Origin of the sequence: Pseudomonas sp. OST1909, from assembly GCF_015277575.1 — a bacterium.
Lineage (GTDB): Bacteria > Pseudomonadota > Gammaproteobacteria > Pseudomonadales > Pseudomonadaceae > Aquipseudomonas > Aquipseudomonas synxantha_A.
In genome coordinates, this window is sequence record NZ_CP063780.1 from 1,036,282 (window position 1) to 1,050,276 (window position 13,995).

The 13,995-nt window shown below is 55.7% G+C and carries 18 protein-coding genes and 1 tRNA gene; 2 read left to right on the forward strand and 17 right to left on the reverse strand.

Annotation, left to right across the window (positions count from 1 at the left end; genetic code table 11):
* Positions 1 to 2 precede the first annotated feature (2 nt).
* Positions 3 to 791, forward strand: coding sequence for a type III secretion system export apparatus subunit SctT (gene sctT, locus IH404_RS04465; RefSeq protein ID WP_005784584.1), 789 nt, complete (start codon positions 3 to 5; stop codon positions 789 to 791).
* A complete protein-coding gene (gene sctU / locus IH404_RS04470) occupies positions 788 to 1,885 on the forward strand; it encodes a type III secretion system export apparatus subunit SctU (RefSeq protein ID WP_194440022.1) in 1,098 nt (365 codons plus the stop codon). The genes sctT and sctU overlap by 4 nt, the downstream gene beginning before the upstream one ends.
* On the opposite strand, the gene IH404_RS04475 is transcribed toward sctU, so the two are convergent.
* The 17 genes from IH404_RS04475 to ispE form a co-directional block, all read right to left on the reverse strand.
* Positions 1,886 to 2,251, reverse strand: a complete 366-nt coding sequence (locus IH404_RS04475) for a hypothetical protein (protein ID WP_005784588.1) — start codon at positions 2,249 to 2,251, stop codon at positions 1,886 to 1,888.
* Positions 2,248 to 2,451 carry an HrpT family type III secretion system protein gene (hrpT, locus tag IH404_RS27750; protein WP_005784590.1) on the reverse strand — a complete coding sequence of 68 codons (204 nt, stop codon included), beginning with the start codon at positions 2,449 to 2,451 and terminating at the stop codon, positions 2,248 to 2,250. Before hrpT ends, IH404_RS04475 begins: the two co-directional genes overlap by 4 nt.
* On the reverse strand, positions 2,448 to 4,574 hold the full coding sequence (gene sctC, locus IH404_RS04480; protein ID WP_005784592.1) for a type III secretion system outer membrane ring subunit SctC: 2,127 nt from the start codon (positions 4,572 to 4,574) through the stop codon (positions 2,448 to 2,450). The genes hrpT and sctC overlap by 4 nt, the downstream gene beginning before the upstream one ends.
* A gap of 14 nt (positions 4,575 to 4,588) precedes the next feature.
* On the reverse strand, positions 4,589 to 4,981 hold the full coding sequence (locus IH404_RS04485) for a hypothetical protein (RefSeq protein ID WP_005784594.1): 393 nt from the start codon (positions 4,979 to 4,981) through the stop codon (positions 4,589 to 4,591).
* Positions 4,982 to 5,197, reverse strand: a complete 216-nt coding sequence (locus tag IH404_RS04490) for a hypothetical protein (RefSeq protein WP_005784596.1) — start codon at positions 5,195 to 5,197, stop codon at positions 4,982 to 4,984.
* 88 nt (positions 5,198 to 5,285) lie between these two features.
* Positions 5,286 to 5,879 carry a type III secretion system stator protein SctL gene (sctL, locus tag IH404_RS04495; RefSeq protein ID WP_194440023.1) on the reverse strand — a complete coding sequence of 198 codons (594 nt, stop codon included), beginning with the start codon at positions 5,877 to 5,879 and terminating at the stop codon, positions 5,286 to 5,288.
* The gene (locus tag IH404_RS04500) at positions 5,857 to 6,438 is read right to left on the reverse strand and encodes a type III secretion protein (RefSeq protein ID WP_232289404.1); all 582 of its coding nucleotides are present in this window, start codon (positions 6,436 to 6,438) and stop codon (positions 5,857 to 5,859) included. Before IH404_RS04500 ends, sctL begins: the two co-directional genes overlap by 23 nt.
* A gap of 13 nt (positions 6,439 to 6,451) precedes the next feature.
* Positions 6,452 to 7,252, reverse strand: coding sequence for a type III secretion inner membrane ring lipoprotein SctJ (gene sctJ / locus IH404_RS04505; RefSeq protein WP_005784601.1), 801 nt, complete (start codon positions 7,250 to 7,252; stop codon positions 6,452 to 6,454).
* A 2-nt stretch (positions 7,253 to 7,254) separates the two neighbouring features.
* Positions 7,255 to 7,626, reverse strand: coding sequence for a hypothetical protein (locus IH404_RS04510; RefSeq protein ID WP_032803245.1), 372 nt, complete (start codon positions 7,624 to 7,626; stop codon positions 7,255 to 7,257).
* Positions 7,627 to 7,744: 118 nt separating this feature from the next.
* Entirely contained in the window at positions 7,745 to 7,942 is a 198-nt protein-coding gene (locus IH404_RS04515; RefSeq protein WP_005784604.1) for a hypothetical protein, read from the reverse strand.
* 241 nt (positions 7,943 to 8,183) lie between these two features.
* Entirely contained in the window at positions 8,184 to 9,107 is a 924-nt protein-coding gene (locus tag IH404_RS04520) for a sigma-54-dependent Fis family transcriptional regulator (protein ID WP_005784606.1), read from the reverse strand.
* 321 nt (positions 9,108 to 9,428) lie between these two features.
* Positions 9,429 to 10,529, reverse strand: a complete 1,101-nt coding sequence (gene ychF / locus IH404_RS04525; RefSeq protein ID WP_005784608.1) for a redox-regulated ATPase YchF — start codon at positions 10,527 to 10,529, stop codon at positions 9,429 to 9,431.
* Positions 10,530 to 10,551: 22 nt separating this feature from the next.
* Positions 10,552 to 11,136, reverse strand: coding sequence for an aminoacyl-tRNA hydrolase (pth, locus tag IH404_RS04530; protein WP_194440024.1), 585 nt, complete (start codon positions 11,134 to 11,136; stop codon positions 10,552 to 10,554).
* A gap of 167 nt (positions 11,137 to 11,303) precedes the next feature.
* Positions 11,304 to 11,909 (reverse strand): 50S ribosomal protein L25/general stress protein Ctc, encoded by a 606-nt coding sequence (locus IH404_RS04535; RefSeq protein WP_005784612.1) that lies wholly within the window; start codon positions 11,907 to 11,909, stop codon positions 11,304 to 11,306.
* A gap of 138 nt (positions 11,910 to 12,047) precedes the next feature.
* Positions 12,048 to 12,989: a ribose-phosphate pyrophosphokinase gene (locus IH404_RS04540; RefSeq protein ID WP_003208392.1), complete on the reverse strand. Its 942-nt coding sequence runs from the start codon at positions 12,987 to 12,989 to the stop codon at positions 12,048 to 12,050.
* Positions 12,990 to 13,035: 46 nt separating this feature from the next.
* Positions 13,036 to 13,110: transfer RNA gene (locus tag IH404_RS04545), tRNA-Gln, on the reverse strand.
* Between the two features lie 36 nt (positions 13,111 to 13,146).
* The gene (gene ispE, locus IH404_RS04550; protein ID WP_005784613.1) at positions 13,147 to 13,995 is read right to left on the reverse strand and encodes a 4-(cytidine 5'-diphospho)-2-C-methyl-D-erythritol kinase; all 849 of its coding nucleotides are present in this window, start codon (positions 13,993 to 13,995) and stop codon (positions 13,147 to 13,149) included.

Consider the following 13,995-nt stretch of genomic DNA (forward strand, 5'->3'; position numbering starts at 1 on the left):
CTGTGCTGCTTTATCTTGAGTATCTCCCCAGCCTGTTGATCGGCATGGCGCGTATCTACCCCTGTGGCATCCTGGTGGCGGCGTTTTGTTTTCAACATGTGCGCGGCCTGCCCCGGCACACCATCGTGATGGTCATGGCGTTGTTGCCCGCTCCGGGTATTCATGCTGCTTTGGCGGGGCAGGACTATTCAGCATTGATGCTCGGTGCGCTGATGCTCAAGGAGGTAGCGTTGGGGTTGCTGCTGGGGGTGTTGTTGGCGATGCCGTTCTGGATGTTCGAGTCGGTGGGAGCGCTGCTGGACAACCAGCGTGGAGCCTTGGCCGGTGGCCAACTCAACCCGTCACTGGGGCCGGACGCGACGCCGATCGGGCACATGTTCAAGCAACTGGCGATTTACTTGCTGATGGCCATCCTGGGGTTGGGCGCACTCACCCAGGTGATCTGGGACAGTTACCTGATCTGGCCACCCACCGTGTGGTTTCCGCTTCCAGCAGCTAATGCCATGAGCGTATTTGTCGGGCTGCTCAGTGACACATTCATGCACATGATGCTTTATGCCGCGCCCTTTATTGCCGTGTTGTTGCTGTTGGAGTTCGGTATCGCGTTGCTGGGGGTCTACAGCCAGCAATTGCAAGTGAGTACCTTGGCGCCGCCGGTCAAATGCCTGGCGGGAATCGGTATTTTGTTGCTGTACTTCGCGCTGTTACAGGATCTTATTGTCGGGCGTATGAGCCAGCTGGGTGACCTTAAGCACTACCTGGGGCTTTTGTTCAAGGTCTCGGCGCCGTGAGTGATTCGGGTGAAAAAAAGCACCCGGCGTCCGCCAAGAAACTGCGTGACCAACGTAAGAAAGGTCAGGTTGCGCAGAGCCAGGATGTGAGCAAGCTGCTGGCGCTGACGGCTATCAGTGAGGTCGCCTTGTTCACTGCCGAAACCAGCTTGCAGCGCTTTCAGCAACTGCTGGTGTTGCCGATTTCACGCTTGGGCCAGCCGTTTGCGCGGGTGCTGGAAGAAGTGCTGGTGGAGGGCCTGGTGATGTTTTTTTCGTTCTCTCTGTTGATGGCCGGGCTTGCGATTGCCGCGAAGCTGATTGCCAGTTGGATGCAGTTCGGCCTGCTGTTCGCGCCGGATACGCTGAAGATGGATTTCAATCGCCTCAACCCTATCAGCCAGATCAAGCAGATGTTCTCTGCCCAGTCGTTAATGAATCTGCTGATGAGCATCGCCAAGGCGTTCCTGCTGGGCCTGATTGTGTACGTGGTGGTCTGGCCCGCGTTGGGGGCGTTGATCAACCTTGCCAACAGCGACCTGCAGAGTTATCTGCTGGCGCTGATCGCGTTGTTCCGTCACCTGCTGCATGCCTGCCTGGGGCTGTTGCTGGTGTTGGCGCTGATCGATCTGACTTTGCAAAAGCACTTCTTCGCCAAGCGTATGCGCATGACACAGGTTGAGGTCGTCAAAGAATACAAGGACATGGAGGGCGACCCCCATGTGAAAGGCCAGCGCCGCCAGTTGGCGCATGAATTGGCGCAAGAGGAGCCGAAGGTCAAGCTGCCCAAGCTGGAAGAAGCCGACATGTTGGTGGTCAACCCTACGCACTTTGCAGTCGCGCTGTACTACCGCCCAGGCGAGACACCTTTGCCCCTGCTGATCAGCAAGGGCACGGACGACGAAGCGCGAAAACTGATCGCGCGCGCAAAGGTCGCCGAGGTCCCGGTGATTCAATGTGTGTGGCTGGCCCGCACGATCCATACCAAGCAGCTGGGTGCAAGCATTCCCCGCGAGACCTTGCAGGCCGTAGCGTTGATCTACCGCACCTTGCGCGAGCTGGATGACGAAGCCAAGCGCGAAACGCTGGAACTGCCTGAGCTTGATCAGCGCTGATCAGCGACTGGAGCCTGGGTCCAGTGCGCTGAGATTGGCCAGTGAGAGCATCCTGCTGAGGAGCCTGCCCGGATTGCAGTGAGAGGCGGGCAGTGCGTGCCAGATCACCAAGGCACCCTGGGTATCGAGATAGATAAAACAGCCATCAAACACGTGCGGCTGCTCAAAGCGGCGCTGCAATACGCGTTGTAATTGCCCGGCCTGCAACGCTTCGCGAGCGACATGCAAGGCCAGCCCAGGGCGATTACCCGCGTTGAGCGCGCGCACCTCGATGCCGCAAGTGAGAACCTGGTGAGTGGCAGCGCCGCTCACCAGGTTCTCCAGAAATACCTGGCGTGGTTCGTCGGGTATTTCCTTGATGCTCATCGTTCCAGCGATATCGTCTGGTAATCCGCTCGCTCCCCGGAAGGGCCGGGCTCGACGCGCATGTGAGATGGCCACCAGATCACCATCTTTTGTGCGGTCGATTGCGGGCGTGAGCAGGAGTCGCCTTGGCACGTGGGGGTGCATGCGCTGACAAGCAGCGCCGCACCGATCAGAGTGACGCACAACAATTGATGTTTCATGGGCGGACCTTTTGAGAGGGCGTAATCAAGGTGGGGCGCGGTACGCTGAGATGTTCATCCTTCACCACCGGACGCATGGCAATAAATACCTCGGCTTCCTCTCCCGGTTTCAACCAGGCGTGTGGCCACACGGTGACGGCAAGCGTTTGCGAGTTGCTGCATTCTTTTTCATCGATGCGCACATTGCGGTTGAACTGGTTGCGTAGTACTACGACTGCAACGTTGTACTCAGGGCCTGCATACCATTGGCTGCGCTCGGTACTCAGTGCGAGCAGGTCGCGGGTACTGCACAGCGTGTTCAACCCCAGGGGCATTGGCGCCAACTTGAAGGCCTTGGGCACTTGCCCAGTCGCCAGGTGCGCCAGGGTGCTGATCACGTCGCTACGCTTGATCACCGGCTGGTGAGGGGCGTTACGCCTGGCCAGCGGTGTCAGCGCCGCCTGCAGTTGGGCCTGATCTGCCTGGGGCAAATAGCGAGACGGATCGGCCTGGTCGCCGATGACGCGCGGCGTGATGATAAACAGGCGTTCACGCCGATTGTTCTGCCTTTCGCTGGAAGAGAACAGCGCTTTGCCCAGCAGCGGGATATCGCCCAGCAGCGGCACCTTGTTTTGCCTGTCGGTGCTTTCCGTGACGTGAAAGCCACCTACAACCATAGAGCGCTTTTCCGCCATGACGGCCTGGGTGCTGACGTTACCGCGGCGAACATCAAGGTCCCTGAGGCTACGGTTGGGGTTGGATTCGTCGAACGTGCCGTCCTCGATATCCACGACCAGATGTATCTGATGGCTTCCCCTGCTGGTGATGACGCGGGGCACGACCTGGACGCTGGTACCGACAGTGACTGGCAAGATGGTGGCGTTTTCACGTCCGGGCGTCAGGTATTGAGTGCGGTTGAAGTCGATCACCGCCGGCTGGTTTTCCAGGGTGAGCACGGACGGGTTGGAAACCATAGTCGCCAGCCCCTTGGCTTCCAGGGCGCGTATGTCGGCATAGAAACGTTCGCGATTCTCAAGCGACAACTGTTGGGATGACGAACCTGCACGGAACCGGCTGTTCTGAAACCCCCAGTTCACGCCGAACTCATCCAACTGCGTACGCTCGATATCCAGAATGATCGTGTCGATCTCCACCAGTTTGCGCGCCACATCGAGTTGAGCGATCAACTCGCGGTACATGGCCTGGCGCTCTGGCAGGTCATAGATCAGGACTGCGTTATTGCGAATGTCGGCTTCGACGCGAATCCGGCTGCTGGGTATCGGTGCACGCGGGGGGAGTGTGGCGCCAATATCCAATGGCATGGTGTTGCTGTTTGTACCGAGTATCTGCCCCAGCATGGGGTTGCTCAAGCGGGCAACATTCGGCGCAATAGGCGCGGGCTGTGAGGAAGGGCGCTGGCTCAGCACCGAGGAGATCGGATTTGAACGGGGCTCCAGCAGCCCTTGCACAATGCTGGAAACACCGGCAATGGTCAGCTTCTGGCCGCGGTAATCCACTTGACGATCAGCGGCGTTGGCGAACTTCAGCGGGAAGCTCAGCACCGTCTGTTTTTCATCCACGGTGCGGCGTTGGCTGCTGAACTGCTTGATTTGTTCGATATAGCGCCGAGGTCCGGAGACCAGCACGACGCCATCCTCGGGCAACTCACCCCAGCCGAAGCGACTATCGAGCAGGCCAATATCAGTGAGCGCCTGCTTGAGGTCGGCAATGGTCTCAGAGGAAACCTCCAGGCGCGCGGACTCCTGCTGGTCCAGGGTGCTGATGTAGAGTGTGTTGTTGTACAGGTACCATTGGAAGCGATGTTCTACTCCCAGCCGGTCGAGCAAGGATTGTGGGGTATTGGCGCGTATCTTGCCGTTGACGGTGCCCTCCAGCAGGCCCTCGATTTGCAGTTGCGTACCGAAGGTTTGGGCGAAGTCGTCGAGCACGTCCCGAACTGGCTTATGCTCGGCTTCATAAGCGTAGGCGGTGTTCTTCCATTCGGCGGGGATCGCCGCTAACGCGCTTTGGGTTGAAACCAGCAGCCAGGAAAACAGGAATACATTCCGCCAATGGGCTCTTTTGAATGAAGCATCAGGCGAGTCAAGGCACAAGCGGCCGCCCTTATGGGTCTTGTTAGGCATAGACAGTTCTCTGATTAGTACGAGCGTGAACGTAGCGGGGTGGGTTTGAGGTTTTGGGCTGGACGAACAAGACGCGCAACGATGGCGCGCCACGTGTCGCGTTGGTTCAGCAGGGTCTCGAGGCAATCCAGTACGTGGGTTTCACCACGGTCGGTGCGCAGACGTTGAATCAGCCATAGCGCACCTGTGTCAGCTTTTTGAGCCAAGGCACCCTGGAAATGGTTCAAGCTGGCCGCACCCAGGCGCAGCCAGTCTTGCAAGGCTGAGTTATCTGTCACCGCTGAGGTCAGTTGAACACCCAATAAAACGGCGTCGCCCTGACGTCGCAAGGTGACTTCGTCGTCACCTTCAAATAGGGCGATTTTTTCCTCCCTGCCGCTCAACCAGTCGCCCACGAGCGCTTTCATTTACTGAAAACTTTCAATGGTTGTTTTGAGCATCTGATTGACCGTTTTACCGTGCTCACTATAAAGCGCAAAGGTAACCTCCCTGCGCGTTACTAAGTTGTGAAACAACTCGCTGTCTTCGGCCATCAGGCTTTCTTCAAAACCGGACTTGAACTCCTTGTATGTAGATGTTTTATTTCTGGCAATCGAGTGAGTCAGCTCTTTGAAAAAATCCATGGTTTCTCTCTGATAGCTATATTGAAGGGCGAATTTAAACAGTCAGTTCTAAGGGGTGAATATAAATAAAGTCTCTGTGCTCGTAGGATTAGATCTCGATCGAGTACTCTTTGCCCTGGTTGAAAAAAGTGTCGAGCATGGCATTCCAGCTGATACGGAAGTCCCCCTCATCTGTTTTCAATACGAGTGTTTGAGGATGAACCGTGTCGTCGGCGTTTAACTTCCAGAATCTGCTCTTGTGACGGGCAAGGCCCTGTCTTATCTCCTCAAGATCATGGGGATGACAGAGCAACGTCGCACTGACTTCCTGAACTTGGCTATCCAGCAATTGTTTCAACAGCGCTGCGAGCCGTTGCGGGGCAGTTGTTTCGTCGAGCAGGCAGCGAATGGCCTGGTTGGTGATGGCGGTCGCGTAGTGTTCAAGGTTGTCGCACATCGATTGACGGTCGCGTTCCCATTGCTTGAGCTGAGCGTCGGCGCGTTGCCAGATTTCCAGTGAGGCTTGTTCAAGCATGGCCTCGCATTTTTTTTCGGCCATACGTATCAATTCGTCGGCCTGGGCATTGGCGTGGCTCAAGAGATGGTTGGCCTGTTCCCAATTGGCTAGCTCTTCGCGCGGGATAAGGTTGGCGCGCGTGCCGGATGCGTCCTTGCGTAACTCAATAGTATGTCGGCATAACATCGCTGCTTTCCTCATCCTTGCGAGACAGGGGCATGTTGTCGCTCGCCATGCTTGCGACGCGCCAGACGACGGCCTGCCAGAGGGTGTTCAATCGGCTGCTCGCACTTTCGAGTGGGGCGTCTGCTGTTTCAGCCTCGCTCACACGTGTACGTGGGAAACGCAATCGAAGGCGCTGCCAGGTAGCGGGCTCAACCCAGCTATGAAGTAGTCGCAGCGGATCGGAATGTGGGGGCAGCATGGAAGGGTGCAGCGCCATGGAGAGGCGCATGCACCACTCATGATGATCTTCACTCAAGGGTGATGCTGCCTGGGGATTGAACGTGTGGTTAGCCAATGCGAGCGCCAGGTTGAGTTGGTCCGTGGAGGCCAGGGCCAACCGAAGCACAGTGGCATGTGGTGCAGCCGGCAAGCAGGCGACAAAACCCGTAAGGTCCTCTGGCGCTGACCGACCGCGATAAAAAAGCCTTTCAATCGCACGATACTTGTCGCCTTTCCAGTCTTCGTGGGCCTGCTTCCAGGGAAAAGCCCACCATTGAGCCCAGGCCAGTTGCTCACGCATCAGATGATCGGGTCTAGGTGCCATGCGTTGGCCCCGTTGAGTTTCCTGTAAGCGCTGGCTCCAGATGAGGACGTTTGCGCCGCGCTTGCAGGAAGATCATGGCTGCCACGGCCGAAGCCAGACCGAGCAGCAAGATCATGATGCTGGCTCGCCAGAATCCGAGATCGTCGCCGGGCACCAGGAAGGGGCCGAAATACACCAGGCGTTGTTGTTCCTGATAAGTGGAGGCTGGTACAAACACCACGGTGAGTTTTTGCGGGTTATCCACTGCGGTGGTCATCCCCGGGATACTGCTCGCCACCATTCTGCGGACCCGGGCGCGGATGTTGTCGGGGTCCAGGCGTGGATCATGCTTGATGAATACGGAAGCGGATGCGGGCTGGACCGGTTCTCCCGGCGCTATGCGTTCAGGCAATACCACATGCACACGTGCGACGATGACGCCGTCGATCTTGGATAACGTGGTTTCAAGCTCTTGAGACAAGGCATAGATGTAGCGGGCACGCTCTTCCAGGGGGGTGGAAATTACCCCTTCCTTGCGAAAGGTATCCCCCATAGTGGTCCGGGCGAGCCGGGGAAGGCCGGCGGCTTCCAAGGTACGTACGGCGCGCCCGATGTCGCTTGTATTAACCGTTACGACGACCCCGTCTTTGGCCGGTACCTTTTGCGCGCGAATATGTTTATCAGCCAATTCGGCTACAACCTCATTGGCTTCTTGTTCGGACAGTTGGCGATGCAGTTCTACCCGGTCACCACATCCGCTCAATATAAAAGTCATACTCAAAACTAAAGCGACAAGCAGAGAGTTATTCATGCTCAAGACTGCATGTTGCTGATCTTGTCAATGCACTGCGTTGTCTTGGCAAGACATTTCACCATCAGCTGTGTTGTCAGTTGTGCGTTATGTAACTCGCGTGGGTAATTTCCGATGGCCTCAACATCGATTCCTTTTTTGGTGGAGCGGATTATTTTTGCGAAGCCATCTCTTGAGTTGCTGAGGTGCTTTGATGCCTCTGTCAAAAGGAGTGAGACTTCAGGCTTGGCAGAAATTGTGCTTATGGGATGGGAGCCTTCGAACAGTGACGTGAAAAAACTGACGTCCGTACCGCCTGCCGATTGTTCCGGTGGCGTACGGTCGTGTTCGGTATTGCTGCTTTTCTGTGAAAAGCGGTCGTTTACTATTTGCATGGAGTGTCTACTCATTCAGGGTGGACAGCGGCTCTAGAGCACTAAAATGCTCTGTCGGGCTGGTTGGATGATTACCTTTCGGGCTGGAAAGCCTGAAAGGTAATCGATCACCTCGTAATTATTGACCTGAGCCCGACCGGATCAATGCTTGAATATTTTTTACTTCAGCACTCTTCCAGCCATTTTTTATTGCATCAGCCTTCATTTTCTCGAAGATAGCTTCGGCTGAGCCCTCGGTCGCGCCTCCAGCTCCAAGCATATTCCCTGAAGATGTCTGCGTTACAGAGCTCGAACCAATTCCTGCACCAATATTCATATAAAAATCCTACTATGGTTTTTTTGGGTCTTTATCTTTCCATCGGTCAAATCACGGCAACGTCTACGTGTTACAGAGATTTGCTCCTGGCAACGACTGTGTGGCCCGTATAAGTAATGCGTTCCAGATGTTTCCATGTGGCGATGTTACTAAATGTTTTCTCGGACGGTTGTTTGATTGGATCTCTGGCAATACAGGATTTTTATGGCCTGCTTGTTAGCTGTAAGAGCAACAATTGAGCTTATGCCAGTGATATATTCAATTGTTTCATCCTGTAATACAGCGTGCGCTTAGCGACCCCCAACTCAATTGCTACGGTATCTACACAGTGGTGGTGGCGGTACATGGATTCTTCGATCAATGCTTTTTCAATCTGTTGAAGGCGTGTCTTCAGGTCCGTCTGCGGCGGTTGCTGTCTGCATACGGGAGTTGAGAGCGGCGGGAGGCCCAAGACGAACCGTTTCGCCGTCGAACGTAGTTCGCGCACATTACCCAGCCAGGAGTGACAGAGCAGTTGATGCAGCAGGCTGTCAGGAGCCGATGGGGCACTGCATTTGAACTGCTCCGCTTCTTCCTGAACCATTTCCAGAAACAACGGAATGATGCGTTCGCGCCGATCTCGCAGGGCGGGGAGCTCGATGTTGACCACATTCAAACGAAAGTAGAGGTCACGCCTGAAGGCGCCTTGTTCGACCATGATTTGTAGCGACTGCTGGGCTGATGCGATGACGCGCATGTCCACGGAGATCAACCGAGTCGAGCCCAGGCGTTCCACCCCACGGCACTCCAGCACGCGCAGGAGCTTGGCTTGCAGGTTCAGGGGCATGCTGTCGATCTCATCCAGGTACAAGGTACCCAGGTGGGCAGCTTCGACGAATCCAGCCCTTGATTGTATTGCCCCGGTATAAGCCCCGCTGTTGACACCGAACAACTGGCTTTCCGCGAGGCTTTCTGGAATGGCCGCACAGTTCACAGCAACAAAATTACCGCGTCGCCCCGATAAACGATGAATCCGCTGTGCAAGAGTGTCTTTTCCGGTGCCGGTTTCTCCCAGCAACAGAATGTCAACGTTGAGCGCGGCAGTGTTGTTAAGCGTGGTTTCAATTTCCGGACCTTCGATGAGTGAAACGTCTGTTTTATTATCCTTCTGGACGTAGGTCGACATGAATTGATACTCCCTGTTCGCTATTACTTCACTGTTGCAAATACGGTGTGCAAGCGCTATTTCAGTAGAACGTAGATTATAAAAGTTGTCACTCGGTGTAGAGAGGTTTAAGCGGAGGAGTGATGTAGGAAAATGATGGTAAGTTAACGTTTGTTGGTTGCAGGAATAAGTGCGGAGTTAATCGGTCGATTGGTAAGTAGGAATATTCTGAGAGTCTGTTTTTTTTAGATATAAGTCTTTTATCATAAGCGCTCGCCCACAAAAAAGCCGATGCAATGCATCGGCTTTTTCTGGTCCCGCAGTCAATACCGCGGATGGTACTTACACGTTAAAACGGAAGTGCATTACATCGCCATCCTTGACGACGTATTCCTTGCCTTCCAGGCGCCATTTACCGGCTTCCTTGGTACCGGCTTCACCCTTGTACTGAATGAAGTCGTTGTAGGCGATCACTTCGGCGCGGATGAAGCCCTTTTCGAAGTCGGTGTGGATCACGCCGGCAGCTTGTGGCGCGGTAGCGCCAACCTTGACGGTCCAGGCGCGAACTTCTTCGACACCGGCGGTGAAGTAGGTCTGCAGGTTGAGCATCTCGTAGCCGGCGCGGATCACACGGTTCAGGCCAGGCTCTTCAAGGCCCAGGGCCTCAAGAAACATATCTTTTTCTTCGCCGTCATCGAGCTCGGCGATTTCAGCTTCGATCTTGTTGCATACCGGAACAACAATGGCGCCTTCTTCCTCGGCAATGGCCTTGACCACGTCGAGCAGCGGGTTGTTCTCGAAGCCGTCTTCGGCGACGTTGGCGATGTACATCACAGGCTTGGTGGTCAGCAGGTGGAAGCCCTTGATCACAGCCTTCTCATCGGTGCCCATGCTCTTCATCAGGCTGCGTGCCGGCTTGCCTTCGGTGAAGTGAGCGATCAACTGCTCCAGCAGGCCTTTCTGGACCACTGCGTCCTTGTCTCCGCCTTTGGCGTTACGCGCGACTTTCTGCAGTTGCTTTTCGCAGCTGTCGAGGTCGGCGAAGATCAGTTCCAGGTCAATGATTTCGATGTCGCGCTTGGGGTCGACGCTGTTGGAAACGTGGATCACGTTCTCGTCTTCAAAGCAGCGGACCACATGGGCAATGGCATCGGTTTCACGGATGTTGGCCAAGAACTTGTTGCCCAGGCCTTCACCTTTGGATGCGCCAGCGACCAGACCCGCGATGTCGACGAATTCCATGGTGGTCGGCAGGATGCGCTTGGGGTTGACGATCGCCGCCAGTGCCTCCAGGCGTGGGTCCGGCATCGGCACGATGCCGCTGTTGGGTTCGATGGTGCAGAAGGGGAAGTTCTCCGCCGCAATACCGGACTTGGTCAGGGCGTTGAACAGGGTGGATTTGCCGACGTTGGGCAGGCCGACGATGCCGCAATTGAATCCCATGGTGTTTCCCCTCGGGTAAAAGTCAGGCCTTCTGGCTGTGCAGGTTTTTCATCGCGCGGTTCCATTCACCGGCGAAGATATCCGGCAGCACGCCGAGGGCAAAATCGATGCTGGCATCGAGTTTTTCCTGTTCGGCGCGTGGCGCACGACCCAGGACGAAATTTGAAACCATACTGGCAACGCCTGGGTGGCCAATGCCGAGCCGCAGACGGTAAAAGGTATTCTGATTGCCCAGCTGCGCGATGATGTCGCGCAGGCCATTGTGCCCGCCGTGTCCGCCGCCTTGCTTGAGCTTGGCAGCGCCGGGTGGCAGGTCCAGTTCGTCATGGGCCACCAGGATTTCTTCGGGTTTGATCCGGAAGAAGCCCGCGAGCGCCGCGACAGCCTGGCCGCTGCGGTTCATGTAGGTGGTGGGAATCAGTAGACGAATATCCTGACCCTGGTGCGAAAAGCGCCCGGTCAGGCCGAAATATTTGCGATCGGCCACAAGGTTGATGCCTTGGGCGTGGGCGATGCGCTCAACAAAAAGGGCCCCCGCGTTATGCCGGGTCTGTTCGTATTCGGCGCCTGGATTTCCCAGGCCAACGATCAGTTTAATGGCAGTCACGACAGGGGCCCTTCCTTTGGAGTTGTGGATAACATCGCTACACCAGCGTGCGGCGAAAGTGGACGACAGGAGCTCACTTATCCAGAGATAAACTTCGCGTTGTTGCCCGCTTTCTCGCTACGTTTCGGTCCGCGATGTTCCCTCAAGCTCCTTCGTTGCAGAGTGTATTACTCGGCAGCGGTTTCGCCGGCTTCATCTTCTGCTACAACACGTGGCGCGTGGACGTTGGCAACAGCCTTGTCGTCGTTGTGAGCCAGTGCAACGAACTCAACGCCTTTAGGGGCCTTGAGGTCGGACAGGTGGATGATGGTGCCGATTTCAGCAGCCGACAGGTCGACTTCGATGAACTCAGGCAGGTCTTTCGGCAGGCAGCTTACTTCCAGCTCGGTAGTGGTGTGAGAAACAACGCCACCTTTCTTGACTGGAGCTTCTTCGCCAACAAAGTGCACAGGTACGATAGCGGTCAGTTTCTGACCGGCTACAACGCGTACGAAGTCAGCGTGCAGTACGTGGCCCTTGGAAGGGTGGCGCTGCAGGGCCTTGATGATAACGTTCTGCTTTTTGCCGCCAACGTTCAGTTCGATAACGTGGCTGTAGGCAGCGTCGTTTTCGAGCAGTTTGGCAACTTCTTTGGCCAGCATGCTGATGGATTCAGGGGCTTTGTCGCCACCGTAAACTACAGCTGGAACCAGGCTTGCGAGACGACGCAGGCGGCGGCTCGCACCTTTCCCCAGGTCGGAACGCACTTCAGCATTCAGAGTAAAATCGTTCATGTTGTATCTCCAAAATAACCACATTCGCCCCAGCGTTTGCGACCAGCGCTAAAGGCGATATGGGCAAAAAAGCCCCGCCCCAACAGTATGTTGGGGCGGGGCGCTTTTCGTCAGTGAGGTGCTCCGAAGGTTTGACCCTTAACGGAACATCGCGCTGATCGATTCTTCATTGCTGATGCGGCGAACCGCTTCGGCAACTACCGGTGCGATATCCAGTTGACGGATACGCGAACAGGCTTGAGCAGCAGCGGACAACGGGATGGTGTTAGTCACCACCAGTTCGTCCAGCATGGAGTTCTCGATGTTCTCGATCGCTCGGCCCGACAGCACAGGGTGTGTGCAGTAGGCGAAGACTTTTGCAGCACCGTGCTCTTTCAGGGCTTTCGCCGCGTGGCACAGGGTGCCGGCGGTGTCGACCATGTCATCAACCAGAATACAGGTACGCCCTTCGACATCACCGATGATATGCATCACTTCAGAGTGATTGGCTTTTTCACGGCGTTTATCGATGATCCCGAGGTCCACGCCCAGGGATTTGGCAACGGCCCGTGCACGCACGACGCCACCAATGTCCGGGGACACGATCATCAGGTTTTCAAAGCGCTGGTCTTCGATGTCATCCACCAGAACGGGGGAGCCGTAGATGTTATCTACCGGAATATCGAAGAACCCCTGGATTTGGTCAGCGTGCAGGTCAACCGTGAGAACACGGTCGATGCCTACCACGGTCAGCATGTCAGCAACGACTTTCGCGCTGATAGCCACACGTGCGGAACGCGGACGGCGATCCTGACGGGCATAACCAAAGTAAGGGATTACAGCTGTGATTCGAGTCGCTGAGGAGCGGCGGAAGGCATCAGCCATCACGACGAGTTCCATCAGGTTATCGTTGGTCGGAGCGCAGGTCGGCTGAATAATGAAGACGTCTTTACCGCGGACATTTTCATTGATCTCGGCTGTAATTTCGCCGTCGGAAAACTTACCGACAGAGATGTCACCGAGAGGGATATGCAGCTGACGTACGACACGTCGAGCCAGATCGGGGTTGGCATTCCCCGTAAAGACCATCATCTTGGACACGCGCAGTACCTAGAGGCTGAGGGTAACCTGGATGAGTATTAGAAAATGGCAGGGGCGGCTGGATTCGAACCAACGCATGGCAGGATCAAAACCTGCTGCCTTACCGCTTGGCGACGCCCCTGTATCTGTTGCAACGAGTGCCTAACACTCGATTCCTTTAGAGCAGACTTTGCAGCTTGCGATGCAACATCGAAACGTTGCTTCCCTTTGCTACAAACCCTGTAAGGGTCTCTGTAAGAAGGGCCGAGACTTTATCAGCTTCAGCTTTGCTTGGGAAGCCCCCAAACACACAACTTCCAGTTCCGGTTAATTTTGCTTCGGTAAATTTACCTAACAAATTCAAAGCGTTACGTACCTCTGGATAACGCCTTGCTACAACCGGTAAGCAGTCATTTCGACTGTTTCCCTTGGGAACGGGGCGCACTTTAATGGGAGAAGAGTTACGTGTCAACAACGGATCTGAAAAAATTTCTGCTGTACTTACAGATACTTGCGGCACAAGCACGACATACCAGGGTTCTTCGGGTTCTACAGGGGTAAGTTTCTCCCCTACGCCCTCAGCAAACGCGGCGTGGCCACGCACGAAAACCGGGACGTCCGCGCCCAGCGCCAGGCCCAGCGCAGCCAGGCGATCGTGGTCCCAGCCCAGTTGCCACAAGTGGTTCAGCCCCAGCAACGTCGTTGCAGCATTCGAACTCCCACCCCCGATGCCACCGCCCATGGGCAGGATTTTGTCGATCCAGATATCTATCCCGAGCCGGCAGCCGGATTGTTGCTGAAGTTTTTTCGCCGCCTTCACGATCAGATTGCTGTCGTGGGGCACGCCTTCGAATTCGGTGTGCAGCTGGATCACGCCATCGTCGCGTACGGCGAAGGTCAGCTCATCGCCATAGTCGAGGAACTGAAAGAGGGTCTGCAGCTCGTGATAGCCATCTTCACGGCGACCAAGAATATGCAGCATCAGATTGAGTTTCGCAGGCGAGGGCAGGGTCAGGCGTTCTGTCAC